This window comes from Metabacillus hrfriensis (assembly GCF_030127205.1).
GTDB classification, from domain to species: domain Bacteria; phylum Bacillota; class Bacilli; order Bacillales; family Bacillaceae; genus Bacillus_P; species Bacillus_P dongyingensis.
Window position 1 is genome coordinate 2,587,800 of sequence record NZ_CP126116.1, and the last position, 26,412, is coordinate 2,614,211.

General features: G+C 40.2%; 25 protein-coding genes. 6 read left to right on the forward strand and 19 right to left on the reverse strand.

What is annotated here, in order from left to right; all coding sequences use genetic code 11:
- Positions 1-46: 46 nt before the first annotated feature.
- The 13 genes from QLQ22_RS12960 to QLQ22_RS13020 form a co-directional block, all read right to left on the reverse strand.
- Complete coding sequence (locus QLQ22_RS12960) at positions 47-1,048, reverse strand: zinc-dependent alcohol dehydrogenase (RefSeq protein ID WP_223435238.1); 1,002 nt, start codon at positions 1,046-1,048, stop codon at positions 47-49.
- A 2-nt stretch (positions 1,049-1,050) separates the two neighbouring features.
- Positions 1,051-2,478: an extracellular solute-binding protein gene (locus QLQ22_RS12965; protein ID WP_223435240.1), complete on the reverse strand. Its 1,428-nt coding sequence runs from the start codon at positions 2,476-2,478 to the stop codon at positions 1,051-1,053.
- A gap of 26 nt (positions 2,479-2,504) precedes the next feature.
- Positions 2,505-3,323 (reverse strand): carbohydrate ABC transporter permease, encoded by an 819-nt coding sequence (locus QLQ22_RS12970; RefSeq protein ID WP_252206884.1) that lies wholly within the window; start codon positions 3,321-3,323, stop codon positions 2,505-2,507.
- A gap of 17 nt (positions 3,324-3,340) precedes the next feature.
- On the reverse strand, positions 3,341-4,285 hold the full coding sequence (locus tag QLQ22_RS12975; protein ID WP_252206885.1) for a carbohydrate ABC transporter permease: 945 nt from the start codon (positions 4,283-4,285) through the stop codon (positions 3,341-3,343).
- A 139-nt stretch (positions 4,286-4,424) separates the two neighbouring features.
- Positions 4,425-5,696, reverse strand: a complete 1,272-nt coding sequence (locus QLQ22_RS12980) for a sugar ABC transporter substrate-binding protein (RefSeq protein WP_284014908.1) — start codon at positions 5,694-5,696, stop codon at positions 4,425-4,427.
- A 94-nt stretch (positions 5,697-5,790) separates the two neighbouring features.
- Positions 5,791-6,660 carry a Gfo/Idh/MocA family oxidoreductase gene (locus QLQ22_RS12985; protein WP_284014909.1) on the reverse strand — a complete coding sequence of 290 codons (870 nt, stop codon included), beginning with the start codon at positions 6,658-6,660 and terminating at the stop codon, positions 5,791-5,793.
- A 6-nt stretch (positions 6,661-6,666) separates the two neighbouring features.
- Positions 6,667-7,731 (reverse strand): dihydrodipicolinate synthase family protein, encoded by a 1,065-nt coding sequence (locus QLQ22_RS12990; protein ID WP_284014910.1) that lies wholly within the window; start codon positions 7,729-7,731, stop codon positions 6,667-6,669.
- Positions 7,731-8,747, reverse strand: a complete 1,017-nt coding sequence (locus QLQ22_RS12995; protein WP_284014911.1) for an NAD-dependent epimerase/dehydratase family protein — start codon at positions 8,745-8,747, stop codon at positions 7,731-7,733. Before QLQ22_RS12995 ends, QLQ22_RS12990 begins: the two co-directional genes overlap by 1 nt.
- Before the next feature lie 25 nt (positions 8,748-8,772).
- The gene (locus tag QLQ22_RS13000; protein WP_252206889.1) at positions 8,773-9,027 is read right to left on the reverse strand and encodes a hypothetical protein; all 255 of its coding nucleotides are present in this window, start codon (positions 9,025-9,027) and stop codon (positions 8,773-8,775) included.
- A gap of 171 nt (positions 9,028-9,198) precedes the next feature.
- The gene (locus QLQ22_RS13005; RefSeq protein WP_284014912.1) at positions 9,199-9,804 is read right to left on the reverse strand and encodes a hypothetical protein; all 606 of its coding nucleotides are present in this window, start codon (positions 9,802-9,804) and stop codon (positions 9,199-9,201) included.
- Complete coding sequence (locus tag QLQ22_RS13010; protein WP_284014913.1) at positions 9,743-10,651, reverse strand: hypothetical protein; 909 nt, start codon at positions 10,649-10,651, stop codon at positions 9,743-9,745. The genes QLQ22_RS13005 and QLQ22_RS13010 overlap by 62 nt, the downstream gene beginning before the upstream one ends.
- A complete protein-coding gene (locus QLQ22_RS13015) occupies positions 10,648-11,181 on the reverse strand; it encodes a hypothetical protein (protein ID WP_284014914.1) in 534 nt (177 codons plus the stop codon). The genes QLQ22_RS13010 and QLQ22_RS13015 overlap by 4 nt, the downstream gene beginning before the upstream one ends.
- A gap of 361 nt (positions 11,182-11,542) precedes the next feature.
- On the reverse strand, positions 11,543-12,190 hold the full coding sequence (locus QLQ22_RS13020) for a pentapeptide repeat-containing protein (protein WP_223443392.1): 648 nt from the start codon (positions 12,188-12,190) through the stop codon (positions 11,543-11,545).
- A 540-nt stretch (positions 12,191-12,730) separates the two neighbouring features.
- On the opposite strand from QLQ22_RS13020, the gene QLQ22_RS13025 reads away from it, so the two are divergent.
- Positions 12,731-14,269 carry an MDR family MFS transporter gene (locus tag QLQ22_RS13025; RefSeq protein ID WP_284014915.1) on the forward strand — a complete coding sequence of 513 codons (1,539 nt, stop codon included), beginning with the start codon at positions 12,731-12,733 and terminating at the stop codon, positions 14,267-14,269.
- 249 nt (positions 14,270-14,518) lie between these two features.
- Here QLQ22_RS13025 and QLQ22_RS13030 read toward each other — a convergent pair whose 3' ends face one another.
- The 3 genes from QLQ22_RS13030 to QLQ22_RS13040 form a co-directional block, all read right to left on the reverse strand.
- Positions 14,519-15,106, reverse strand: coding sequence for an NAD(P)H-dependent oxidoreductase (locus QLQ22_RS13030; protein WP_223435256.1), 588 nt, complete (start codon positions 15,104-15,106; stop codon positions 14,519-14,521).
- A 75-nt stretch (positions 15,107-15,181) separates the two neighbouring features.
- Positions 15,182-15,730, reverse strand: a complete 549-nt coding sequence (locus QLQ22_RS13035) for a dihydrofolate reductase family protein (protein WP_223435257.1) — start codon at positions 15,728-15,730, stop codon at positions 15,182-15,184.
- Between the two features lie 240 nt (positions 15,731-15,970).
- A complete protein-coding gene (locus tag QLQ22_RS13040) occupies positions 15,971-16,798 on the reverse strand; it encodes a TrmB family transcriptional regulator (RefSeq protein WP_223435258.1) in 828 nt (275 codons plus the stop codon).
- A gap of 209 nt (positions 16,799-17,007) precedes the next feature.
- Here QLQ22_RS13040 and QLQ22_RS13045 point away from each other — a divergent pair, with 209 nt between their 5' ends.
- Positions 17,008-17,637, forward strand: a complete 630-nt coding sequence (locus tag QLQ22_RS13045) for a homoserine/threonine efflux transporter (protein ID WP_223435260.1) — start codon at positions 17,008-17,010, stop codon at positions 17,635-17,637.
- Positions 17,638-18,039: 402 nt separating this feature from the next.
- Here the strand turns inward: QLQ22_RS13045 and QLQ22_RS13050 are convergent, their stop codons facing one another.
- Positions 18,040-19,962 carry an endonuclease MutS2 gene (locus tag QLQ22_RS13050; protein WP_223435262.1) on the reverse strand — a complete coding sequence of 641 codons (1,923 nt, stop codon included), beginning with the start codon at positions 19,960-19,962 and terminating at the stop codon, positions 18,040-18,042.
- Between the two features lie 486 nt (positions 19,963-20,448).
- Here QLQ22_RS13050 and pxpB point away from each other — a divergent pair, with 486 nt between their 5' ends.
- From pxpB to QLQ22_RS13070, 4 genes are read left to right on the forward strand one after another with little or no spacing between them, the layout of a single operon-like run.
- Complete coding sequence (gene pxpB, locus QLQ22_RS13055; RefSeq protein ID WP_223435263.1) at positions 20,449-21,150, forward strand: 5-oxoprolinase subunit PxpB; 702 nt, start codon at positions 20,449-20,451, stop codon at positions 21,148-21,150.
- Position 21,151: 1 nt separating this feature from the next.
- Complete coding sequence (locus QLQ22_RS13060; RefSeq protein ID WP_275976707.1) at positions 21,152-22,147, forward strand: 5-oxoprolinase subunit C family protein; 996 nt, start codon at positions 21,152-21,154, stop codon at positions 22,145-22,147.
- 13 nt (positions 22,148-22,160) lie between these two features.
- Complete coding sequence (locus QLQ22_RS13065; RefSeq protein WP_284014916.1) at positions 22,161-22,931, forward strand: LamB/YcsF family protein; 771 nt, start codon at positions 22,161-22,163, stop codon at positions 22,929-22,931.
- A gap of 21 nt (positions 22,932-22,952) precedes the next feature.
- Complete coding sequence (locus QLQ22_RS13070) at positions 22,953-24,143, forward strand: NRAMP family divalent metal transporter (RefSeq protein WP_252206894.1); 1,191 nt, start codon at positions 22,953-22,955, stop codon at positions 24,141-24,143.
- A 33-nt stretch (positions 24,144-24,176) separates the two neighbouring features.
- Here QLQ22_RS13070 and QLQ22_RS13075 read toward each other — a convergent pair whose 3' ends face one another.
- Positions 24,177-25,259, reverse strand: coding sequence for a glycosyltransferase (locus tag QLQ22_RS13075; RefSeq protein WP_223435266.1), 1,083 nt, complete (start codon positions 25,257-25,259; stop codon positions 24,177-24,179).
- 452 nt (positions 25,260-25,711) lie between these two features.
- On the reverse strand, positions 25,712-26,404 hold the full coding sequence (locus QLQ22_RS13080) for an acyltransferase (RefSeq protein ID WP_223435268.1): 693 nt from the start codon (positions 26,402-26,404) through the stop codon (positions 25,712-25,714).
- Positions 26,405-26,412 lie beyond the last annotated feature (8 nt).

The window sequence follows — 26,412 nt, forward strand, 5'->3', positions numbered from 1 at the left end:
TTCATTGACATCGATTCACAGAGCGTTGATTCTCTCACTCTCCTTTTTAATATTGGATGACTTTCGTTAAAACAGATGACTGCTTATCAAGAAGACTCTCATAGGCAGATAAAATTTGGTCAATATGGACAACTTCCTTTACATACTCGGAAACATCAATTCTCTTATCTTTCAGCAGCCGCAAAAATTCATCTATATTGCGTCCTTCTGTCCATCTGACAAACCCGATGGGATAGTCGCTTGCTTCACGCTCGTATTTCGGATCGTAGCGGCCTGGCCCCCCAGCACGGGAAATTCTTATCTGTGCCTCTTTAGCGAACATATCGCTTCTTGGAAAATTAGGTTCTATATCACCGACGATGACTACTTTGCCTTTGTCCCTGATCCATTTAAGGCTTTGGGCAGTAAGAGGAGACTGTTTGCCTCCAGCACATAAAAGTACAGCATCCGCTCCGTGTCCATATCCGTCTTTTTTCAGCTCTTCTTCCATTTTCTTATGATCTGAAAAGCAGGTAATGTTAGGTCTGCTGCAGAACATTTCTGTCCTCTTTAAGGACAGGTCGTAAGCATATACTTCATAAGCGGCAGCATCTGCGATCTGTGCAATCAGCTGTCCGATGATACCCAGACCTGCTACTACAGCCTTATCTCCAAATTGCAGCTCTGCAACCCTTAAAGCGTGTATCGCAATGGCACCAAGACCGGATAAGGCAGCTTCTTCAGGCTTCACGTGATCCGGCACTTTACCGCACAGTGTATGTGGGACAAGCAAATACTCTGCATGCCGGACGTAAGGCGCCCCATAACATGCAACAAGATCTCCCTCTTTGAAGCCGGAATTATGATCCCCACACTTTTCTACAATGCCGACTGCGCTGTAACCAAGGTAAATGCAGCGATCCGTGCTCAGTTTAAGCGCCGAAATCTCTGTACCCGGACTGATGACCGAGTACAGGGTTCTTATTAAGAGGGAAGTCTTTGGGACATCCTCGGGCTTTTCTACATGCAAAAGCTGAATCTGATGATTTTTCGCCGCAACTGTTTTCATCTTTATTCACCGCCCTTTATTCTTCTTGAGTCAACTGAGTCTTTTTTCGAGAGGTTTTTGCTGATGCGCTGATAAAAAATTTTATCGTCCATTAAATCAGACAAATAAATCCGCAGCTCTTTTCTTAGTTCGTTTAATTCTTTTGAATAGAGTCCAAGATCTGTATACAAACTGAAGGTCGGAATGATCTCTCTGAAAAGAAAATAGCGGGACGGTTTATAGACTTTCTCGCCTCCTTGCCGCTCTGCTACTTTTTTAACGGCTGGAATGCTCAATGTCTCAATTCGGATCCTCTCCTGGGTTTCTTCGCTCGAAATAAAATCAACAAACGATTGCGCGGCTTTTTTCTTTTTCGAGTGTTTGTTTACCGCAAGACCGATAATAAGCAGAAGAGTTTTAGGATCTTTTAAATAAGGGAGCGGAGCTATATCATAGGAAACTTCATGACTGGCTATTTCATTCAGGCTGAAATACGATGACATGATCATGGAAGCCTTTTGATCGACAAAAAGCGTTTCGGCATCTTTATTGCTGTCTGATAGAAACGTCTGCATAATTCCCTGCTCATCAAAAATTTTCCGAATGAGATTGACGCTCTCAAGCAGGCCATTCATGGCCACCTCCCCATCCGCGCTGTATTCTGCAGCAACGCGGTTTTGAAGGAGAAAGATCGGCCACCTGTTTAACGACAGGGGATGAAAATATAAGCCGCAGGTGCCTTCTTCTTTTGAAAAATTCATGAGCCTGCCTGCAGCGGAAAGCGCCTCATCCCATTTCCAGCCGCTGTCCGGATAGCTGATGCCTGAAGCATCAAAATGATCCTTGTTATAGCAAAGAACAATTGGAGAGAAGACGAAAGGACGGACGTAAACTTCATCCTGATATTCTCGTGTCTCAAATGGCTTTTGAAGAAATGGATAAATACTATCGTTTTTATTCATAGGCTCAAACACATTTCGAAATTCCGTATCAAAATCAGAGTAATCTTTATAATTAATTGTGACCGCATCGAGCATTTCGTTTTCCATAAAGTCCTGAACGGTCTGCTGATAGTGATCGTACGGAAGCGAAATCGTCTGGATTTTCACGGATGGGTTTTCTTCTTCGAATTGTTTGATCAGCTTTTGAAAGACAGCATCTTTCAGCAGATTCGGGTAATAACCGACTCTTAGGATTGTCTGGTCAAAAGGCTGACTTGAAATGACCTGATTTCCGATCCTTGACTTTTTTACAATCAGTCCTTCAGAAACTAGTTCTTCAAGACCTTTTCTGACAGAATTTTTACTGAGCCCGTATTGTTCAGCCAGGATGAGCTCCGACGGGAGATACTCCCCCACCTTATATTCTCCTTCGCTGATTTGTTTTCTTAAACTCGTTAGCAAATGATTCAGCTTTACTTTAAATTCTTCGCGACTGATCTTTCCGCTCATGATTGTCTAACCCCTTCTGGAAAAAATTATTTGATGCCTGAGAGTGCAATTCCTTTTACAAAGTAGCGCTGAAAGAAAAGGAAAATTAGAAAGGTTGGGATAAATGAAAGAACAGATCCCGCCATTTCCACCCCGAAATTCCCTTCCTTTGTCAACAGCGACGCTAAACCGACTGTTACCGGGTACATATCCGAACTTGTTGTAAAGATAAGGGGTGTCAGTAGATCGTTCCAATTTGAAATGAAAGAGAACGTTCCAACAGTTGCAATTACCGGCTTTGCAAGCGGCAGATAAATTCTGAAAAAGACGGTAAAATCGTTTGCTCCGTCAATATGGGCTGCTTCTTCCAGGTCTTTCGGCAGTGTCATCATATACTGCCGGACAAAGAATACTCCCATGATTCCCCAAATTTCAGGCACTATCAGCGGCAGATAGGTGTTGATCCATCCAAATTCACTGAACATAATATAGCGGGGAATTATCAGAAGCTGATTTGGAAGCATGACGACTCCCATCATCACCCAAAAAATAAATTCTCTGAAAGGAAATACTTTTCTTGCAAATATATAACCAAGTATAGCTGAAAAAAACATATTCGTTATTACAGGAATAATCGTAATAATAAAAGAATTTCCAACCCATTTTATAAACTGGCCGCTTTCGAGAATATAGCCGAAGTTTGCCATCGACACCTTTTCCTCAAAAAGCCAATTAAAGGGATTCCCAATCGGCGACCTCATTTCAAGAAGAGAACCGACAATCATTATGAAAAAGGGCATAATAAACAAAATTCCCATCAGCAGCAAGGGTGCATAAATCCAATTTGAACGAACAGCCGTTTTCATCTGGCCGAGTCCCCTCCTTATTTATAGGAAATTTCTTTTCCCATATATTTTTTCTGAAGCAGTGAGATGCCAAGGATTATAACAAACAGCACGTAGGCAAGCACACTCGCATAGCCGAGCCGAAGTGATGTAAACCCTTCCTGGTACAAGTAATAAACGATTGTAGTCGTTGACTGGCTCGGACCGCCTGATGTCAGGATAAAGGCCGAGTCAAAGATCTGGAAGGAGCCAATGGTTGTAATGATGGCCACATAAAAGTGAATGGGCAATAAAAGCGGAAACGTAATTTTCCAAAATATTTTCCAGGAAGAAGCACCATCGATTTTCGCCGCTTCATACAGCTCACCAGGCATCGATTGCAGCCCGGCATAGTAATAAATCATTGTGCTTCCGCAGACTTTAAAAATAGACAGACCGGCTAAAACAATCAGCGCCTGCTTGGAACCCGATAGAAACAGCTGGGGATCCATGCCAAGTGCGGTGAGCAGCGTATTGATAAATCCTTCATTTGTACCTTTGAAAATCCACGCCCATATTCCTGAAATGACAACAAACGATGTAACAACCGGGAGAAAGAACAGGCCTTTGAAAAATCCTGTTCCCCGCTTTCCGCTGTTGATTAAAAGAGCAAGAATAAGACCGAGAGCCATTGTCGGAACAATATAATAAAAGGAAAAAAGAACTGTATTCCAGATGGCTTTCAGGGCCAGCTGATCTTTAAACAAGGCCATCCAGTTTTTTAGCCCAATAAATTGCGGTTCCCCAATAACAGGCCAGTTTGTAAACGTCAGCACAAGACTGAAAAGAATCGGGAACAGCTGAAAGATGGAAAAGTGGATCAGAATCGGCACTAGAAAGATATAGATTAGACCGTACTTATCCCAATGGCGTTTAACTTTTTGTTTTCTGCTATGCCTATATGATAGAGGCTGTGTAGCTGTGTTAACATGGACAGGCTCCATTTTTCCCGCTCCTTTCGTGATTAAAAGAGAAACAAATCGCTCCTCCGTATGCTGGGAGAAGCGATTTGTTTCTCCTTGGGAGTATTTTAGAAGAAAAAGGAAGATCCATTAGATGCACCTCCCTTTTCACCTTAAGGTTCTATTGCTTATCGATTTCCGCCTGTATTACTTCCGCAGCTGCATCCGCTGCTTGTTTTGGAGATTTGCTGCCTTCAAGCATCATCTGCAGCTCCGCCTGCACTTTAGGCATCACATCACGTGCTACAGGGTGAATGACGCCAGGCTTTGTGAGAGGAAGCCATTCAGTCATCTGCTTCATATCTGGATCATTATTATACATATCAGAAGCCGATTTGCGCGGCGGTATATACTTTGTCACTTCATTAAAGGCTCTTGTATTTTCTGAGCTTGTCATCACTTCAATCAGCTTAGCAGCCGCTTCTTTATTTTTGCTGCTTGTCGGGACAACGAACATGCCTGTAGTGCCGAACGTTACTTGTTTCTCTCCTTTAAGCGGCGGACCCAGAACATAGTCTGTCATGCCTCTTTCCTTTAATGTACTGATTGTAATTCCTGTAGCATTTGCAGCAAGCATCTTTCCTTCTGCAAAAAGAGAGAAATGATCGATTGTACTGATGGAATCCTTAGGAATCCAGCCTTTTTTATACCAGTCGTTGACTGTTTGAAAAGCTTTAATTCCTTTTTTGTTATTAATGACAACTTTTCCATTCTCATCAATGACATCTCCGCCTGCCTGCCAGAGGATCGGATACAAGGTTCCATTTAGCGTATTTCCTCCTTCAAAGCCTCTTGCATAATATCCTTTAGCTACAGCTTTTTCCGCCAGTGCGTTAAATTCCTCCCAAGTCTCCGGCACATCTTCTTTACTTGCGCCAATATCTTCAAGAACTTTTGTATTGTAGACATTTGCAACTACTTCATGGAGAATAGGAAGTCCGTAAAGTTCGTCTTTATAAGTGACCGCTTCCAAAGAACTCTCCGGAAAATCGGACCGGTCAAAATTTCCGCTCAGCAAATCTGTGATCGGCGTAAGGACTCCTCTGTCTGCAAACTGTCCCATCATATCAGGAATGAGGTAGAAAACATCCGGTCCTTGATTGGCTGCAAGTGCCGTCAGAATTTTTTGCTCCCTGTTTGCCCACGGGATTTCTTCAAATTTAATCTTTAAATCAGGGTATTCTTTCTTAAATTCAGCAGCCATGTTCTCGAATACTTCATTTTGCTTTGACTTCAGTTCATTTCCTACGTACGGATGAATCCATACTGTGAGTTCCCCTTTGAACTTGCCGTCAGCTGTTTTCCCATCAGTAGATGCCTCATTGCTGCAGGATGCCAGCATAATAACTAAAACCAGTGACATCAGAATCTGAACAATATGTTTCCCCTTCATCCTTCTCCCCCTCATTGGTTCACATCTGGTACTTAAGTTTATATTACGAGAGCCTAATTCCGCAGTCAACATTTTTTATTGATTATTCAGAAAATTATTTGTTTAACGCTTTTCTCTTGTGATTGATCCTTTCTACCAGTTCAATGGACTGCAGCATCTCCCGCTGAGTGACAGAGCTTTTTCCCATCATAAAGAAGTGAACAGACGCATTTGCAATTCCTTCAAACAACGTGCCTGGTTCGAGGTTTTTCCATATGATTGACGAGCCATCTCTGAGTGTTGCTTCTGCTGAAAAAGGCTGCTCGCCCGCCAGATCTCCCTGCAAAACCGCTTTTGTTCCGTTTTGAAAGTGCATGCTGATTATCTCAACTCCGGGTTTTAGTTCCGCATGCACATCGTCTGGCATTCCCCCCATGACTGCCATAATCATCTCCGTCAGATGAATTCCATACCAAGAATACCCCGGGAACGTCTTTTCAAATAACAATGGCCCTTTAACCGTCAATGATAAAGGGGGATGTTCCATCGTATTTGCCCATCTCTGAAAACCAGATTCAAACCTGAGGGCAGATGCACTCATAAACGGTGTTCCGGTTTTTATGCTGATATCAGCAATCTCTTTTGACTCAGCAAGAGTGATGGAAAGAGGTTTATCAATAAAGACCGGCTTTCCCCATTTGCTTAATTCAGAGAAAAAAGAAAGACGTTTGTAAGGATCTAAGGCAAGCAAAAGGAACGCATCACATTCTTCGCACAGTTTTTCTAGAGAAAGTTCGGCAAGTCCCTGCTCCTGAATCAGCAGAGTCTGTATACGGTCCTTCCGCTTTGCACTGAGAGGGATGTCTTCTGAAAAGACGGGAGCAAATGCCGTAACAGCAGTCTGTTTAAACCTGCCGCTGTTGATCACTTTTGTAAAGGACAAGGAGTGGCTGCTGTCGCATCCGATAATGCCGATTTTCATCATAAACTATCACATACTTCCAATAGCTTTCCATTTTTCAAGATGTCCAGCAACAAATGCATCATCGTTCAGTTGAGGATAATCACGGTATACCCTCGTAATTTCTTCTCCCTGCCCCGGACTCAGCTCTTCATCCGGAAGAAGGCACCAGCGCCCTTTAAGAAGACCCTGCCGGGAGAGAACTTCATTAATGCCAGCTATACAGCCCTTAAACCCATTGGCTGCATCAAAAACAGCTGCATTTGCATCCGTTACCTGCTGATTCAGGAGAAGCAATTCAGACGGAATGCTTGCTGTTTTTCTTGCTTCCTTGATTCTTCCGAACAGTTCAACGGCAATCTTTGTCCAGATGGACCATTGTCCGAGAAGTCCGCCTGCAATCTGCTTTTCAACAATCGAGCCATTTACATTGAACGAAAATGTTGTCAAAAGGTCAATCACAATGTTATCGTCGTTTCCTGTATATAAAGCGATTTGATCGGCACGGGACGAATGACAGACTGCTCTGACTACATCAAGGGTCTGATACCTGTTAAATGGAGCCATCTTAATCGCATGGACGTTTTCAATGTCAGCAAACTCCCTCCAAAAATCATAGCTGAACACCCTTCCTCCTACTGCAGGCTGCAGATAAAAACCAAAGACCGGGATGTGCTCTGCAATTTCTTTTATTCTATTTAAATGCTGCTCTTCTGTAAGATCTGTTAAGCCTCCCATACTTACGAGCCCAAGATCATAGCCTGTGCCTGCTGCAAATTTTGCTTCCCTGATTGACTGTTGAGTGGGCCCTGCTATTCCTGCAACTTTAATAAAAGGCGTAGAACCCGACTTCATTTCCGCTTCTTCAGCTGCCATCGCAAGAACTTTTTCATAAAGATTAAATTCCTGGTTGCGGATTTCAAATTGGGTAGTATGTACCCCGACAGCTATTCCGCCTGCCCCGGCATCCATATAATAGCGGGTTAATGCCCGCTGGCTATCTTCATCAAGTGTTCTGTCCGCATTGAGGGCAAGAGGATGAGCCGGTATGACAGTGCCCTCATATAACAGCTCTTTCATTTCATGTTTAAGCATTAATAAGCTCCCTGCCTTTCCTGAAAGTGGGTCGGCTTGTTGTGTGTTTCCCCTTTCGCTTCAATCCACTCGGCTGTCCAATCAATCATCTGCATCAGTGAGACTTTAGGATATCCGAAAAGCTGATGAGAGTGTGACGCATTGTTTAATAACGCTGTTGACTGCTCTTCTCCCGTAAAACTTGCTTTTTTGTTGAAACGTGAAGCAAACTGCTCAGAAATCCAACGCACTGATATCTTTTCAGGGCCAGTTATATTCAGGATTTTTGGAGGTGAGCTGCACAGAGAAATAGACCTTAGAGCATATTCATTCGCATCTCCCTGCCAAATGACATTAACATGCCCCATCGTAACATCAACCGGCCTGCCTTCATAAACACACTTTCCAAGTTCAAGGAGTACGCCATATTTCATGTCAATTGCATAATTCAGCCTGAAAAGAAGGGCCGGTGTTCGATTTTTATGGGAAAAATAGGTCATGATGCGTTCTCTTCCAAGACAGGACTGAGCGTACTCCCCTACAGGATTGACAGGATGATCTTCCGTACATTCGCCCTGTACAACCGATGTTAGCGGATACACATTTCCGGTTGAAAAAACAACGATGCGGCTCTTTTGATACTTTTCTGCAACTCTACCAGGCAAATAGGCATTCATTGCCCATGTAAAATGCTCATTGCCCTGTGTTCCGAACTTATTGCCTGCCATATAAATCACGTTTTCTGCCTGAGGCAGCTTTTGAAGATCCTCATCATTCAGCAGATCTGCTATAATCGTTTCAATCCCGCAGGCTTCAAGCTCTTCTCTCAAATTTCCTGAAGAAAAACGAGATACTCCAATGACCCGCTTTGAAACTCCGGCTTCATCAATGGCCCGCTTAGCAAGTTTTGCCAGAGTTGGCCCCATCTTTCCTCCGATGCCGAGGATGAGAAGATCGCCGTCAAGCATTTTCATCTCCGCAATCAGTTCTTTTGAAGGGGATGTCATCATTTCCTCTACTTTTTCATTTGTAAGCATTTGTTTCACTCCCGACATAGTTAATTTATATTTCCTGAAGGATTTTTTTCACGTTTCCTAAGCTTGTTTTTAGTTCCGTACCTGCAATCTTCCAGCCCTTCACATCGATAGACAAATACCCTGAGTAGCCTGATTTCCTGATAACCTCTAAGATGTCCCTCATATTTAAATCGCCGCCGGCAATTGCACCTTTTAGGCAGTTGCCGTATTTCGTTGTGAACCAGCCCTCTCCCATTTTTGATAGTGCTTGGCGGTAATAGAAATCCTTGATGTGAACCATTGAGAAAACATATCAGGTTTTCATCCTCTAAAACCCCTCCTTATGCTTCTAGTCTATATCTGGTTCATTTAATAGTAACGAATCTATCGGTCTATTTCAATATTATTCTGAAAAATTAGTTAATTTACCTCGAAGTTGGCCCCTGATTTAACCACAGGGGCCATTTATCTGTTAACGATTATACCTGTATAAATCGGTCCCTCTGGCAAAATAGAGGTCCCCATTTTTATCCATCGTAAATAAAGAAGCGTCTGAATCAAGAATCTTCATTTCCAGTGAAACAGGATCAAAGGAGAACAGTTTTCCAAGCGAAGTTCCGTAGAACTTACCGTCCGCATTAGCACTCAGGAATGCCCCCCGCCAATAGTGGCCGACTCCTTCCCAACTATATGGGAACAGTTCTTTTGTTAAAAGGACTTCTTTAGTTTTCGGGTCAAATTTAAAGATTTTCCCCGGGCTCATTCCCCATAGAAACCCATCCTTATCAAACGCAAGGGCGCCGATCGCCTTTTCTCCAGGCAACGGTGTACCTTCGTAAATTTTTTGATTTGATGAGGGATCAAAAATAAACAGCTTCGCTTCCTTTTCAGAAGGAACGACACCAAGTCCCCCGGATACAGAAGTTCCTCCATAAACAAGGTTATTTTTGTACTGCAGAGAAATCACACTCTGGCTGTCGACAACATTCCGAAAGACTTCGTATTGATCATTTGCTTCATCGAGGATAGTAAGGGCGCCGCCAAGCTGTCCATAGTCTGGGACTGTACCGATGAACACCTTTCCGTCTCCTTCTGCGAAGCCAAAACGGTCGATCCTGGCCGTGGGGTTTAAGAGTAAACAGCCGTTTCGGATTTATTGCTGCATCTGCATTGGAAGGGTCATGTTCATAAGGAAGATCAGGATCATATCTGTAAATATAACCGCCGGAATAAACCCCTAAATACAGGTATTTATCAGTTGAAATCATATTCTCAGCCTGTCCGAATCCTGAGAAACTGATAATCTTGTTTTCTGCAGGAGAGTAGCGCGCAAAACCGCCGCTTAAGTACCCGCTGGTGTAAATATTCCCATCAGGTCCAAGCCCAATGGATTGAAGCGGTATTGGCTGTCCCTCCATTTGAGTTTCCATAAACTTAGAGGCTCCCGTTTTAGGGTTGTAAACCCAAAAGCGGCCGTTGAAAAGCGAGCTGACCAAGTCTGGTCCTTCAAAATTCTTATCATCTATATCTGCCCAACCATAGCCTTTTGCGCTCCATGTATCTTTAAAACCTGTCGGTTCAAGAAGGTGCTTTTTAAGATCATAAGCATGCAGTTCGTTGTCTTTATTAAAATAAATTTTGTTTTTCGGCCCGGCAGGTGAGACTTCTCCCCCTTTTACCCCTGTAATTTCATTTATCCATTCTTTTTTCTTCAAATCATAGACCAGCAGAGTACTTGAATCAGTTACTCTGGCAAATAGGAAATGCTTTCGAATGTCTAGGTCATACACATACTTTTCATGCTTATAGCCTTCAGGAAGCAAAATTTCTTTCTTTTCTCCTGTTTTAGGTGTAAACTCAATCAGCTTTGCACGAGACCCCATACCGATATAGACTTTATCTTTATAGAGATCATGACTTCTCAAATATTGTTCCCCTTCTGCCATGGGACCGAAATCTTGAACTGGTCTTTTTCTGGATCATACATGTATAGCTTTCCATTTGGAAATGATCCTCCGTAAATTCTCCCTTCACTATCGGACTTTAAACGCCATAAAGTCGATTCGGTCGATACGGCCCGTCCCAGATTTTCAACAGTGTCCGTTTCCGGGGAGTAGCGATAAAGATTTGCGCTGCCGGCTACATAAACCCTGCCGTCAGGAGCAATAACAGATCCCCATCCTTGTGCGGCTCCTACAAGCTTATGAGAAGATATTTTCTCGCCTGAATCTACATTGATTACATTCAGCACTGCAGGACTGCCGCTTGATACTGCATACATTGCCTGCTCTCCATTCGGTCCTTTTCCAAAAACGGCACTGAGAATTCCGATTGAATGATGCATGGTTCCAAGCTTCTCTACCGTACCAGGCTGAGAAGCAGATCCCGTTTTCGGGAACGCAATTACAAAAATCAGAGTTAAAAGAAGAAACATTTTAAAATACCCACTTTTCACTTCATACTACCTCCATTTTATAATTTTAAACACAGATGATCATTCGTGGGTTATAACTGGTTCACAAAAAATTTTACAATAAAAAAATAGAGATATCAATAATATTTTCAGAAAGTTCTGTAAAATAATAAAAGTCCTGTTTTGTTCAACTGGAAAACTCTGTAAAAAAGCTCAAGCTGGTTTAACTTCAGCTTGAGCTTCATTTTAGAACGGGGTTAAATTTAAGTTGTTTAATTATGGATGTAAAACAATGCAATGCACATAACAATTAAGTTGTTTAAATCTAAGCGTTCTTAACAATCGCGCACGATAATCCAAGAACAAAAATGAAACTGAATCCACCCCTTAATTCATTAAGATTTTAACTTTTAACCTTTAACCCTAACAACGCTGCAAATCCAATTGCCTGTTCAGGAGAAACTACACAACCTTCCAAATTTCCTATATCCACATTGATCCGATCAAAAGTACATGTACTAATATCAATTCCTTTAAGTTTAGTCTGGGTAAAATCAGCGCCGTCAATATCGCATCGATTAAACTTAACCTTGTTAAATTTACATTCATAATAGTTAACACTCTGCAAAGATGAATTATCAAATATCACCTGTTTTAAACGAGCATCTGCAAAGTCACTCATATTGACAATGCAATTTTCAAAAGAAACGTTTCCCAGACTGGCTTCTGTAAGATTTAAGCCTATTAATTTACAGTCTTTAAAAGTTACTCTATGTATAATTCCTTCACTAAATCTAGCATTAGATAGGTCACAGTTTTCAAAAAGCACATCCGTCATATCAATCCTGCTAAATGAAGCATTTATGAATCTTACATTTTTAAAAGTGACTTTGGACAGGACTAATTTATCAAGTTCCTCATTATCAATGGCAGTGTCAGTAATAATGCTGTTTGCTAAATATGGATCTTCTTCGTAATAAATGTCTTGAAAATTTGCTCTTTTTAGGTCTGGCGGAATTTTTGGAAGTTCAATTTTAAAACTTTTTGTCATCATACAAAAACACCCTTCAATAAGTTATACGGATAAATAGGAAATGAACTCGTATGTACTCTAGCATAAAGAGGATAGAATTTATAAGCCTTTAATTTTTTATGGAATTATGTCTTCGAACTGACTTAAACTATTTTTTCTCCGCTTATTTGCCTCCTCATTTCCACCATATCCGCCGGATAGTGTTTACTTCAAATAATATGAGCAACAAGATAAGCAAAAGATGTATTTTTACTTCTGTACAATACAGCCAGCCCCTTTATATTTGAAAAGAGTTCAGGCATATCATAATAAAGGTGATGTTATGCCTGAACTTTAACAAAAATACAAAATGCTCTGGGAATATAAATAAGCATTAGGTGTATTAAATGGTGTTTTTTACTGAATTCATAATACATTTGACTATATTTATAGAAGGTATACCATGCATAATTTTGGTCGGCTGTTTTGCTGAATTATTTAATAAAAATTATTACATCTGCGCCACTTATGATACATTGAATACTGGAAATTCGAATTAATAGAGAGGAATTAAGAAACATGAAAGCAAAACAAGGTAATTTGAAGATTGTATTGGCAGGTCTCTTACTGGCGATTTTGATGGCGTCTATGGACAACACTATTGTCGCTACAGCTATGGGGACCATTGTCGGAGAGCTTGGAGGGCTCGATAAGTTTGTATGGGTTACTTCCGCCTATATGGTGGCTGAAATGGCGGGAATGCCGATTTTCGGTAAACTGTCAGATATGTTTGGACGTAAGAAGTTTTTTATATTCGGTCTAATTGTCTTTTTGATAGGATCGATTCTGTGCGGCACTGCCGAAAGCATCACCCAGCTGAGCATCTATCGTGCGATTCAGGGAATCGGAGGCGGTGCACTTATTCCAATCGCTTTTACGATCATGTTTGATACCGTTCCAGTTGAGCAGCGCGGAAAACTGGGCGGATTATTTGGAGCTGTGTTTGGTTTATCAAGTATCTTTGGACCGTTGCTGGGTGCGTATATTACAGACTATATAAACTGGCAATGGGTGTTTTACGTGAATATTCCATTGGGTCTTCTAGCTTTTGTGTTTATCGTATTCTTCTATAAAGAATCACCTGTCCACTCAAAACAAAAAATTGACTGGTGGGGCGCCGCGACTTTAGTTGGAGCTGTGATCAGTTTGATGTTTGCGTTAGAGCTCGGCGGTCATACATATGAATGGAATTCTGGAATGATCATAGGTTTGTTTACAATTTTTGCTGTATTGTTTGTTGCTTTTATCATTATTGAAAGAAACGTAACAGATCCTATTATTTCATTCCCTATGTTCAAGGTTCGACTGTTTACTACAAGCAATCTTTTAGGCTTATTGAGCGGTATGGCATTCATTACAGCTTCCGTATACATACCCATATACATTCAAGGTGTGCTTGGCGGGACTGCGACAAACTCGGGGCTCGTTCTGCTCCCTATGATGCTGGGTTCTGTCGTCTCGGCTACAGCCGGCGGGTTTCTAATGAATAAATGGAGCTACCGTAAGATTATGATTGTCTTTAGTGTGATTTTTACTGCAGGCATGTTCCTGTTAACAACATTAAAACCAGATACCGGACGTTTATTGGTTACTATTTATATGATACTTACAGGGCTTGGAATCGGGGCTACCTTCTCTGTCTTAACCAACGCGGCTATTCATCATTTTGATCCGTCACAGCGAGGCTCTGTTAATTCTACTGTCTCTTTTATACGCTCTTTGGGCATGACACTTGGAATTACCGTTTTCGGGATTATCCAGCGAAACGAATTTTCTACTAAACTGAATGATATTTTTGCAGGCATGGGACAAGATCACGGACAATTGTCCAATAATCCAGCGGTTGCAGATCCACGTGTCCTGCTTGCTCCTGAAGCTCGGGCTGCTATCTCGCCAGATGTCTTAAACAAGATTACGACTGCTCTCTCCAATTCCATCACACAAACGTTTATGTGGGCGCTCATTCCTACAGCTCTGGCGTTTATTGTAGCGATGATGATGAGCAGGGAAAGATTGGATTCATCTATAGAACATCAACAGGCTAGGAGAGAAAATTAAGCTGGGGTAATGGCAAGAAAATAGTCATGATTGCTTTACCTCCAAAACGACAAAATTAAGTTAAGAAACCTGTTGAATTCAACAGGTTTCTATTGTTTGTTTAGGATTACAATTTAATTGAAACATAAAATTCAACTAAGTCATTTCCTGACTCCAATTTACTAAGCCGTTCATTCTATTAGATCAATTTTTACAAAAAAAAGACTGTCCGTATTTTAGAACAGTCAGCCGTTGCCGTGTATACTTCCCCTACTTAAAAAGAGAATTGATTGTCTCTTCAATTTGCCTTAGGATATCCTTCCGCACTGCTTCTTCAAGGGTTTCAGAGACATTTCCAAATAATAAATGCTCTAATGGTTCAATCCCTGTAAAATCAAATATCCCAATATCTGATGTGATTTTCAAACCTGCGGTCATTCCCATTTGGTCATATATCTCTTTAGGAGTACCATGAGTATTAATAATTAGACCTTTCTTCCCTTTGAGTAATTGAATAATTCCTTCTTCTCCATATGCATAGGCATAGCCATAGGAAAATACTCGATCTACATAACCCTTAATAATAGCTGGAAGACCAGTCCACCAAATTGGATATATAAATGTGATAATATCTGCTTGCGTAATGAATTTTTGTTCTGTTCTAATATCATCAGGGATATCACCAGATTTCATAGCAGCCGTATCCTGCGGTTTCAGAACAGGCTGAAAATCCAATGCATACAAATCTCTCACAACAACCTCATGACCTTTGGCTTCTAAAGCATTAACAGCCGTTTCTAATATTGCATGATTAAAGCTGTCGGGATGCGGATGTGCATAGACAACAAGATGTTTCATTAGACAATCCCCCATTTAGTTTTGATTCAGAAAATATAAATTACCCGGCTTGCAACAAGTTTAATTAATAATGACCTAATCATAAATAATATTGTAAGTTGGTTTAATGACCCCGTTAGAATATTGTTTCATATCCACTAACTCTAATTTCAAATCCGATTTAACATTTCCGAATAGAGGAATTCCATCACCTACTATAATAGGGTTAACCTTGAGCACTAATTGATCAATGAGTTTATTTTTCAGCAATGACCCTGCTAATTCCCCGCCTCCGCACAGCCAAATCTTACCACTGCCCTGCTGTTTGAGATTCTCGATAAATTCTAAAGCATCTCCTTTCACAAGTTCGACTTCATCATTTGATTCAAAGTGCATGGAGTTTGAAAATATGTAATGTTTTAAGCCCTTATACCCAGGTTCACCAGGTTTAGCACCAAATTGAAATCCAAACTCATATGTTTTTCCACCCATCAAAACCGAATCATATTGCTGAATATCAGTTAAAAAGTCCGGAACATGATCGCCATCAAATAAAAAGAGAGATTTATTAATATTCCCATCTAACATACCTTGATCTGCAATAAAGTTGTCTAATGAAACTGCAACATGATAAATTAAAACCATCCAGCTGCATGCCACCTTTCGATGAATTTAGTAATTACTTCTATAATATTCTTTCATTTCCTTTCATTCCCTTTAATTGCAATAATATTATTCTCATTTCGCTATTTTATCCGATAATCTCAATAAGCCTTTTTCGATTACATGACTCGTTAATAAAATAAGAAAAGCATTACTTGCTATGAAGTAATGCCCGCTTCTATTTTCATAATATCCTGTATAAAATTCACGAAAAGTCCCAATCTATTTCACGTAATGTTTTTTATAATCCGGGTGGATAGCAAATTTATGACGTAAATTGATGAGGTTTTTTCCAAAGCTTTCTTCCAAAATTTCTCTATGTTTTTTCATGATTTCCATGAGATATAAATCATGAATCATAACTTCTGTAATAGGCATGACTAAACCTACATGCATTGTCCATGCTGCGCGGCTATCCTTCCCAAGCGATACAATACCTGCTACAACTTCTGAATCATCTCCGCTAATTACAAGCCAGCGTCCACCATACTCTTCAGTAATTTCATCACTCATATCATGGAGATAAACATTTGCGAAATCAGATATGATTTCCCCATAAGCGATTATGGTTACACTGACTCCTCTAATTGCCGCCTGTTTTAGTTCAGGCTCCAATTCTTTGAAATCCTCCTTCCAAATTTCTAATAGAATTCTATTTTTAGCAGATATAATACAAGCTTTTACCTTATCTAGTATTTCACTGCGTCCCGTGATATTCCAGATATTTTCACGGTCATTTGCGGAATGTTCGAATTTCTCTAAAAGTATTTCTGCCTGTTCAAAATGTTCATCTGCTTTCATTCGACGGTTTTTAATTAGCTCCTTTGCTGGAACTGGAGTATATTGCGGTGTGTTTCCTGGACTAACCAAAATATCTCCTCTTATTGTGAGACTGTCCAGAACTTCATATATTTTTGAACGTGGTACACCGGAATTTTTTGCTACTGCATAACCTGTTAACGGCGATGCTTCCAATAAGGTAAGATATGCTTTTGCTTCATATTCGGTAAAATTCAGATTTTTTAATGTATCTAAAATGTTTTCTTTCATGTATCCTCCAACTTAAACTTAGTCGCTATCATTGTAACAAATATATTAGCAAAATCTGTTGATTTTTTCCAAGATCATCTGATACTATTATTATAGGTAGTCACTAAGGTAGTCACTATTTAGATTTTAATGATGAAAACTAAAAATGTTATTTAACTAAAATTATATAAGTAGTATATAAATAATAATCCTTTGGAGGGAAAAATAGTATGGACAGCCTGCTAACTTACATATCAATTGCTGCAATGATGGTTATTATTCCAGGAGCAGATACTATGCTGCTTGTGAAAAACACACTTAGCTATGGTCCAAAAGCCGGGCGTTATACAGTTCTAGGAATGGCAATGGGGCTTTCTTTCTGGACACTTATTGCTATTCTTGGATTATCCGTTGTCATTGCAAAGTCTGTGATACTTTTCAGTACAATCAAATATTTGGGAGCCGCATACTTAATTTATTTAGGAATAAAAAGTTTTTTTGCTAAAAGCATATTTTCTTTAGAGGAAATTCAAGAACAGGCAAATACACCTGCAAAGCCTGCAAACAGACATAATAAAGATTCCTTAATGCAAGCGTTGCTTAGTAACATTCTTAATCCTAAGACAGTTTTGGTTTATATAACAATAATGCCTCAATTTATCAACTTGAACGAAAATGTGAATCAGCAATTGATTGTATTAGCTTTAATCCTTACCTTACTCGCTGTAGGCTGGTTCCTAATCCTTGTTTATCTAATTGATTACGCAAAAAAATGGCTGAAAAACTCAAAGTTTCAGAAGGCTTTCCAAAAATCAACTGGCGTAATTTTAGTAGGTTTTGGCATCAAAACAGGAATTTAATTTATATAGATACATAATTTGATTTTCTCCGTTCAAAAATTGAACGGATTTTTCTTTCTATTAGTTTTAATACTTAAAGCGCAACTAACATCCTTCTTACTGACGTTTAATGGAATATCTGATATTTCCATTTTTATCACAGCCATTCAAATCACCACTTCATTTTAACATTAAAAAACACACCAATTATATTGCTACATGGTGTGCTTTTTAATGTGCGTTTTATTGTTTTACACCTCTGAACTGAACCCGTTAGACAATAATGTCCTTCTCTTTTTTATGAAATTAAAATTTCTGAAGCATTGTTGTCTAGCGCCATCTTCCAGCTCCAGGCCAAAGCATCCGTAAAAAGTAAGGATCCCGCTATTGTAATACTTGAACTAATAGGACGCTTTCGCTTTTCTATACATCTCGGTCAATGACTACATCAGAATGTCTTTTATTCATTTGCGCTGCTTTTTTTCGATTTTCGGCTGATTCGAAAATGATGTCAAAATCGTAATCCTCGGGATAAAGGTCTTTAGCGGAAATATGAAGCTGAATTCGTTTATGATTAACGGTTCGTTTTGTCCCTTTCACAAAAACCGTGTAATTTCCGCCTTTATCTGGACCAGTATAAACGATAGCATGCTCATTTGTTGCTTTTATAAGCACGTTATCTCCTTTTATAAAAGTCTGAACCTCCTCCGCCTCTATTCCTTTTGACTGTTTCGTCTTGTAGCGATTAATGGAGATTTGTTTATCCAGTTCCTTTTTTTCAAATAAATCATATTGATCTTTTCCATACTTTTTTGACTCTTTGTAAGTGATAGCATGGGCTTTTTCAATTAATTCGGGATGCATTCCTAAGCGCAGTGCGATTGAAAATGCCTGACTCTCTCCGCCTTCGCCTATCTTCAGCTTATATGTGGGCTGGAGAGTCTCTAAATCAAAATCCATCGATCCGTTTATGAATCCTTCTTCACTTTCAGCAAAATCCTTTATTTCACTGTAATGTGTGGTGGCAAGCAAGGTGGCGCCTTTTTGATGAATTTTCTCAAGGATGACACTTGCAAGCCCCATTCCTTCACCCGGATCTGTTCCTGAACCTAATTCGTCGAGCAAAACAAGGCTGTATTCATTTGTTTTCTTTAAGATTGAAATAATATTCGTCATGTGAGAACTAAACGTGCTCAAGTTTTGTTCAATGCTTTGACCATCGCCTATATCCAGCAAAATCTGCTGATAGATGCCGATATAACTTTCCTTATCAGCAGGTATATGAAAACCTGATTGCGCCATCAGAACAAGTAAACCTACCGTTTTTAAAACCACTGTTTTTCCGCCTGTATTTGGACCGGTAATGACGAGAGCCTGAAAATCCTTCCCGATTTCCAATGTCAGAGGAACGGCTTTGCTGCCTAAGAGCGGATGCTTGGCATTTTTAAGATGGATCATTTTTTGATTATGAACAGCCGGTGCGGATCCTCCAATGACGCGGCTGTATTTTGCTTTTGCAAATAAGACATCGTAGTGCACCATCACTTCTATTGATTGAAGAAGCTGTTTTTCATGCGACTCTGCCAAGCCTGTTAAATAGCTCAAAATCTTTTCCGTCTCCATCTCTTCCTGTGAAACTAAAAGATTGATTTGATCCTGAATGGCAGCTGCATCTTCAGGTTCAACATAAAGTGTTGAACCTGAGGCTGATGCATCAAGAACAGCTCCTTTGATTTTTCCTTTATATTCTTTTTTAACAGAAACACAAAAGCGGCCGCCGCGTTCACTTATAATTGCATCCTGCAGATAGCTCTTATACTTTGAAGACTTAATGATGGAATTCAGTTTTTCTTTCAAACGTTCATTTGCAATCGCCAATTGCTTTCTTACTTTTGACAGTTCTTTATTCGCCATGTCGTCAACTCTTCCATTGCGTATGCATCTGGTGATTTCAGCAGCGATCTCCGGAAGCTCTTCAATCCCAAATACATACGAAGAAACACGAGGTGCAAGCATTTCTTTATCTTTCATGAAACGTTTCATTTTTAACCCATCTTCTATAAATGACAGGAGCTGGGAAAAGTGATGCGGTCTTAAAGCAACACCTTTATTGAACTGCTTTATGATGGCTTCAATGCCCTCAAGTCCTGAAATAGGAACACTGGAACTTTTCTCTAAAATTGCTTTTGCTTCGTCTGTCTCGGATAAAAGTGCCTGTATTTGCTTTACATGATTAAGCGGCATTATGGCTAAAACACGCTGCTTGCCTGAATCTGTCATTGCATAAGAGCTGATTGTTTCTTTTATAGTAGAGTAATCTAAAATGTTAAAAGTATTGTCGTTCATTTGAATATCCTCCTTAGTAACGAAAAAAAGCCGCAGTGAACAAATGTTCATTGCGGCTGAAATGGTTTATAGAGCGCTTTTTCTCCATACTGCCCTCATCCTTTTTTGGACAAATAAAAAACTGTGCATAAAAACACAGCTGAGCAGGCACCTCTCATATGCTATGATTTGTTCTTAACTCATCTATCTGTGCATAGTTAAATAAGCGAGGCAAAAATCATATTTTGCACGCTGGCACAGAGATGACCGTATGAAATTACGGATTAGTTAAGAACGACACCTAACATAGAACAAAACCCCTTTTTAAGGATGATTGTATGGAGATTGATAAAAAGCTTACCTCAAATTTACTTTACTTTCCTTTTCTTGTCAAACCCAATTTATAAATAGTCTTATTTGAATTCTGAGCGCTCTTATTATAAGATGAACTACATCAATTATGAATAGCATATTCATGTTTATACATCAATTTTAGGAGGTGCTGAAATGGAGTTTACCCTGAGTCCCTTAGGTGATGCCGCAATAATTATCGAACTTGGAAAGACAATTGAAATGAATATTCATGAAAACGTTCAGCATGTTTTCTCCTATTTTGATCATCATTCGCCAGATTGGGTGATTGAATGCATTCCTGCGTTCACAACAGTCACGCTTATTTATGATCCTATAAAAACAGTCAGGGTCAACAAGCATTCCCTTCCCTATCAGATTGTTTCAGAATACATAACAGAAACATTGAAAACCTTGGATAAAACACAATCGAAGTTTGGAAGAACAATTGAAATCCCAGTTTGCTATGGCGGAGAGCTCGGTCCGGATCTGGAATTTGTAGCAGAACATAACAAGTTATCTGCTGAAGAAGTGATAGGCATTCATTCAGCAAGTGAATATTTAGTGTATATGATTGGCTTTGCTCCCGGTTTTCCTTACATTGGCGGAATGTCTGATAAAATTGCAGCACCAAGAAGAAGTTCACCGAGATTAAAGATACCCGCTGGCTCAGTAGGAATTGCAGGAAGCCAGACAGGGATCTATCCGATTGAGACACCAGGCGGCTGGCAATTAATTGGACAAACGCCTTTAAAACTGTTTCAGCCTGAAAGTAAATCTCCCAGTCTATTAAAAGCCGGGGATGTTATTCAATTCAAACCGATCTCATATGATCAATTTCTTGAAAGGAGAAAATGATATGACGATAAAAGTCAAAAAATCAGGACTTCTGACATCTATTCAAGATCTTGGCAGATATGGGTCCCAAAAGTATGGTGTAATCGCAAGCGGTGCGATGGATATCCTCTCCCACAGAATCGCCAACATGCTAGTAGGAAATTCTGAGAACGAGGCAACAGTTGAAATGACGATGCTGGGAGCCCATTTTGAATTTCAGGCAGATTCTCTGATCTCTATTTGCGGCGGAGATTTATCACCCGTTCTGAATGACCGTCCCGCAAAAATGTGGCGGCCGTTATTTGTGAAAAAAGGCAGTCTTCTTACATTTGGAGGAGCTAAGAAAGGCTGCAGGGCATATCTTGCAGCCGCTGGCGGATTTGATGTCCCTGAGGTGATGGGAAGCAAATCAACCTATTTAAGAGCAGGGATTGGCGGATATGAAGGCAGAGCCATCGAAAGTGGGGACAGACTATCATTTGGAAAGATGTCTGAGCAGTCCAGCAGATTATTTGAACGTTTTTTTGACTCCTCGTCTTATTCGGAAATAGAATGGTTTGCATCGCCGGAATTTATTCCTTTCTTAAGAGCGGATGAAAGCGTACGTGTTATTAAAGGTAGACAATTTGATGACTTTACAGAGAAAAGCAAATCCATGATCTTTTCTGAACCGTTTAAAATCACGCCTCAATCTGACCGCATGGGCTACCGGATGGAAGGCCCCAAGCTTTCATTAGAAATCAAAGCAGAAATGATTTCAGAAGCTGTCACCTTTGGAACTATTCAAGTTCCTGCGGACGGGAACCCGATTATTCTGCTTGCTGACAGGCAAACAACGGGAGGGTATCCGAAGATCGCACAGGTAGCATCTGTCGATTTGCCCTACCTTTCTCAATTCAAACCTGGAGAAGTTGTTCAATTTAAGGAAGTATCGCTCGACGAAGCTCAAAAGCTGCTGATTGATAGAGAAAGAAGGTTGAAGCACTTAAAACAGGGGCTGCTCCTAAAAACGAGTTAAGGAGATGATTAAGATGCATAAAGTTGATTTAAACTGTGATATGGGAGAAAGCTTTGGCGCTTATAAAATGGGAAATGACGAAGAAATATTGAATTACGTTTCTTCGGCTAATATTGCCTGCGGCTTTCATGCCGGTGACCCCTCAACCATGAGAAATACAGTTAAACTTGCAATTGATAAGGGCGTTGGAATCGGGGTCCATCCTGGTTTTAATGATTTATCCGGGTTTGGAAGAAGAAATATTGACCTCACACCAAGAGAAGTATATGACCTGGTTGTCTATCAAATTGGAGCATTATCTGGCTTCGCTTCATCTGAAGGAGGCTCTCTCCAGCATGTGAAACCCCATGGTGCCCTTTATAATATGGCTTCAATAAGCAGACAAATTTCAGAAGCCATTGCTGAGGCGGTCTATAATGTCGATTCCAGGCTGATTCTCTTTGGTCTTGCCGGCAGCGAGTTAATTAAAGCTGGAGAGAAATTAGGTTTAAAAACCGCAAGTGAAGTCTTTTCTGATAGAACTTATCAGGATAATGGAACGTTAACCTCAAGAAGAGACCGCCGTGCTTTGATTGAGGATCACGAAACGGCAGTAGCACAAGTGATTCGAATGGTGAAAGATGGGGAAGTCACTTCGCTTTCAGGAAAGAATCTTTCCATTAAAGCAGATACTATTTGCATACACGGAGATGGTCCACATGCCCTTCAATTTGCAAAATACATATCCGATGCCCTGCAGCATGCAGGAATCAGCATTAAAAAAGCGAGCATGGTTCTTGCTTAAAAACCTTCAGGAGGAATCACCATGAAAAAACAATCAAACTTCAGCCTGCTGCTTGGAGCTGCATTTTTGATGGCAACTTCTGCCATCGGCCCTGGTTTTTTAACACAAACCACTCATTTCACACAGGTCCTGGCTGCAAGTTTCGGGTTTGTGATTTTAATGTCTGTCCTTATTGATATTGGTGCACAGCTGAATATATGGCGCATCATTGCAGTGGCTGAGAAACCAGCACAGGATATAGCGAATGCTGTCCTCCCTGGTCTTGGGTATTTTATTTCTATCTTAATCGTACTTGGAGGACTTGCATTTAATATTGGAAATATCGGGGGAGCTGGTCTAGGCACAAATGTAATGTTCGGGATGTCTTCTCAAACAGGAGCCATCCTAAGCGGCATCGTCGCAATTGGGATATTTCTTGTAAAAGAAGCCGGTAAAGTGATGGACCGTTTTGCACAAGTTATGGGTTTTGTCATGATCGCTCTAACTGTTTACGTCATGGTTTCAGCCCAGCCGCCTTTTGCTGAAGCAGTTATAAAAACGGTTATGCCTGACACGATTGATTATCTCGCGATTGTCACCCTTGTAGGGGGAACTGTTGGAGGATATATCACATTTGCAGGAGGACACCGATTGCTTGAAGCTGGCATTAAAGGACAAGCAGCCCTGCCTCAAGTTACGAAAAGCTCCATCTCCGCAATTGGCATTGCATCCATCATGCGTATATTCTTATTCTTGGCTGCTTTAGGAATAGTCGCTCAAGGATTAGCTTTAGATCCTGCTAATCCTCCTGCTTCTGTTTTTAAACATGCTGCGGGAAATGCAGGCTACAAAATGTTTGGAGTCATAATGTGGGCAGCTGCGGTAACGTCTGTAGTAGGTGCAGCTTATACATCTGTTTCATTCATACGAACCTTCAACCCAATGATTGAGAAATATCATAAATGGTTTATTGTCGGATTTATTGCAGTCTCCACCTTTTTATTTGCTGTAATTGGGGAACCTGTTAAAATCCTTATTCTGGTAGGATCACTCAACGGATTAATTTTACCTGTCGCCCTTGGAGTTATGCTGATTGCTGCGCATAAAAAGAAAATTGTCGGTGATTATAAGCATCCAATATGGTTAACTATTTTTGGGATATTGATCGTCATAGCCATGGCAATTATGGGAGGATATTCCCTTATTAATGGAATTCCGAAATTATTTGAATAAAAACGAAAGAAGCCGGACTGCACCGGCTTCTTTTTATTTATTAGATGGCCCAAGTTTTTTTTCAAAATAAGCTTTATTGCTGAGAATGGATGGATCATCGGGACGATATTTTCCTGCCTCTTCGTTATGGTAGAAGGCTTTTTCCGTCTCACCAAGCCTGTCGTAGCATACACACATCTGAAGATGAGGATACCATGTATAATAAGCAGGATAGCTGAAGCTCCAGCGGTTTTCATCCGGCACGAGCTGAGTTGCCAATGTATACCAGTAAATAGCTGATTGAAACTCTTTTTTTCTCTGAAAGTTATAGCCGATTCGGCTGCACGTTTCTGCTCTGGGTGTTTTTGAGAAAACAAAGGATTGAAATAAAGATTTCAGTTCATTGTTCAGATCCCCTAAAAACCGATAGCAATCCCCTCTGTTAATACATGCATATACCTTATCTTCAATCCATCCTTCTTTCATTTCAATATTTTTGGTATAGGCCTCAATTGCTTGTTCATAATGGCCATTTTCTCTTAATTCATTGCCGTAGTAGAAATAGTCCCTCGCGCCAAAGACATCTCCTCTGTCGATTTTCATTTGATAGATAGTTAAGTTCCTTCCCACTGAATGGCCAATTTTCTTGTGAGTAATAGAAATATCGGAATTAATAATCTTACCAGACACATTTAAATAATTGTGAACGTCTCCCTCCCACCTATAGTTCTTGGACGTTTTTACCAAACGGTTTCTTCTGTAGCGCAGCGTAACGTTTCCAAACTCATCTGTTCCTGCATTATAAAACATGGATACAGAATCGACTGAAGGATCAAGAGTTTCTTTAAGGTCCTTTAATTTCTTTTGGTCTTCTTCCAAAAGAATATCATCTGCATCCAAATACAAGATATATTCCTTTGTTGCATGTTTAAACGATTCATTCCTCGCAGGTGCAAATCCCGACCATTCATGATGAAAAATTCGGTCAGTATACTCATTGGCAATTTCTATGGTTCTGTCCGTTGAGCCTGTATCGACAATATTGATTTCATCCACAATATCCTTCACACAATCAAGGCATCTGGCCAGAACAGCTTCTTCATTTTTTACGATCATACATAAGCTGATTGATACCATTTTCTGACTCCTTTATCCACCAATATTTTAATAAATTCCTAATAGTGTATTAATCTTTCTTTCACTTTGTTTGTACCATTACCTAGCTCTCAGCAGAAAGCATAAAAAAAGAGACTCATGATTCAACATGAATCTCTTAAACCTGACTTATTCAATTCGAACAATTGTTAAAGCTGCACCTTGCTCCTCAGCCAATTAAAGCGGCGGCTGTCGCCAGACCAAAAAGCTGAAGAGAAATTGTGTCTTCTGCTGCTGAATCAACAATAACTGAATTATTGAATTGGCTAGTTCTCGTCCTTCATAAAAGGCACGAAATATATACAGGAAGCAGTGGAGAAACTTATAACCAGGCATGAATTCCAATTTAAGCTTGTACAGGCTTGCTTATTCGGGATATCTGCCAAATTCTTTGATAGGCAAAAAGCCCCTGTTCTGTGATCAGGGGCTTTCTCTTATTTTATTATTCTCGCAGGATTTCCAACTGCAGTCCTTTGTGCAGCAACATCTTTTGTCACTACAGCTCCAGCACCGATAATTGCATCCTCATAAATCGTAATGCCAGGGAGAAGTGTAGCATTATTGCCTATTTTTGCCCCTCTTTTGATTATAGGACCCTGATATTGATAATTACCTGCACCCATGTATTTATCATTTGACGTCGAAACGCATGGACCAATAAATACCTCATCCTCAATGATCATATCAGCCGTTACATAACATCCAGTCTGAACTGTCACCCTTCTGCCTATGATCGTGTTTGTTTCGACAATGACATTTCTTCCGATGATCGAGTCTTCCCCTACTTCCACTTTTTCACGAATACTTGTTAAGTCGCCTACAAAAGCACCCTGTTTCAAAAGCAGATTACGATACAATACAGTACTGCAGCCAATTCGCACATCATCTTCAATAACTAATGGAGTGAGAGCTGCTCCTGGTTTACGGGCCATTTTTTTATTCTTGGAAGTCGTTTTTCCAAGTACGGATAAATCACCCACCTGCACACGGTTCCCGATTTTTGTATCTTTTTTAATAATGACATGGTGGCCGATTTCCGCATCGTCCCCAATTTCAACGTTTTCTTCAATTACTACATGCTCACCCAAAACGACATTATTGCCTATTTTTGCAGAAGAATGGATCATGCTGCCCC

Bases quoted from the DNA above. Each gene is read 5' to 3' on its own strand.
- QLQ22_RS12960 (WP_223435238.1), bottom strand. From the start codon at position 1,048: ATGAAAACAGTTGCGGCGAAAAATCATCAGATTCAGCTTTTGCATGTA.
- QLQ22_RS12965 (WP_223435240.1), bottom strand. From the start codon at position 2,478: ATGAGCGGAAAGATCAGTCGCGAAGAATTTAAAGTAAAGCTGAATCAT.
- QLQ22_RS12970 (WP_252206884.1), bottom strand. From the start codon at position 3,323: ATGAAAACGGCTGTTCGTTCAAATTGGATTTATGCACCCTTGCTGCTG.
- QLQ22_RS12975 (WP_252206885.1), bottom strand. From the start codon at position 4,285: ATGGAGCCTGTCCATGTTAACACAGCTACACAGCCTCTATCATATAGG.
- QLQ22_RS12980 (WP_284014908.1), bottom strand. From the start codon at position 5,696: ATGAAGGGGAAACATATTGTTCAGATTCTGATGTCACTGGTTTTAGTT.
- QLQ22_RS12985 (WP_284014909.1), bottom strand. From the start codon at position 6,660: ATGATGAAAATCGGCATTATCGGATGCGACAGCAGCCACTCCTTGTCC.
- QLQ22_RS12990 (WP_284014910.1), bottom strand. From the start codon at position 7,731: ATGCTTAAACATGAAATGAAAGAGCTGTTATATGAGGGCACTGTCATA.
- QLQ22_RS12995 (WP_284014911.1), bottom strand. From the start codon at position 8,747: ATGCTTACAAATGAAAAAGTAGAGGAAATGATGACATCCCCTTCAAAA.
- QLQ22_RS13000 (WP_252206889.1), bottom strand. From the start codon at position 9,027: ATGGTTCACATCAAGGATTTCTATTACCGCCAAGCACTATCAAAAATG.
- QLQ22_RS13020 (WP_223443392.1), bottom strand. From the start codon at position 12,190: ATGACAAAAAGTTTTAAAATTGAACTTCCAAAAATTCCGCCAGACCTA.
- QLQ22_RS13025 (WP_284014915.1), top strand. From the start codon at position 12,731: ATGAAAGCAAAACAAGGTAATTTGAAGATTGTATTGGCAGGTCTCTTA.
- QLQ22_RS13030 (WP_223435256.1), bottom strand. From the start codon at position 15,106: ATGAAACATCTTGTTGTCTATGCACATCCGCATCCCGACAGCTTTAAT.
- QLQ22_RS13035 (WP_223435257.1), bottom strand. From the start codon at position 15,730: ATGGTTTTAATTTATCATGTTGCAGTTTCATTAGACAACTTTATTGCA.
- QLQ22_RS13040 (WP_223435258.1), bottom strand. From the start codon at position 16,798: ATGAAAGAAAACATTTTAGATACATTAAAAAATCTGAATTTTACCGAA.
- QLQ22_RS13045 (WP_223435260.1), top strand. From the start codon at position 17,008: ATGGACAGCCTGCTAACTTACATATCAATTGCTGCAATGATGGTTATT.
- QLQ22_RS13050 (WP_223435262.1), bottom strand. From the start codon at position 19,962: ATGAACGACAATACTTTTAACATTTTAGATTACTCTACTATAAAAGAA.
- pxpB (WP_223435263.1), top strand. From the start codon at position 20,449: ATGGAGTTTACCCTGAGTCCCTTAGGTGATGCCGCAATAATTATCGAA.
- QLQ22_RS13060 (WP_275976707.1), top strand. From the start codon at position 21,152: ATGACGATAAAAGTCAAAAAATCAGGACTTCTGACATCTATTCAAGAT.
- QLQ22_RS13065 (WP_284014916.1), top strand. From the start codon at position 22,161: ATGCATAAAGTTGATTTAAACTGTGATATGGGAGAAAGCTTTGGCGCT.
- QLQ22_RS13070 (WP_252206894.1), top strand. From the start codon at position 22,953: ATGAAAAAACAATCAAACTTCAGCCTGCTGCTTGGAGCTGCATTTTTG.
- QLQ22_RS13075 (WP_223435266.1), bottom strand. From the start codon at position 25,259: ATGGTATCAATCAGCTTATGTATGATCGTAAAAAATGAAGAAGCTGTT.
- QLQ22_RS13080 (WP_223435268.1), bottom strand. From the start codon at position 26,404: ATGATCCATTCTTCTGCAAAAATAGGCAATAATGTCGTTTTGGGTGAG.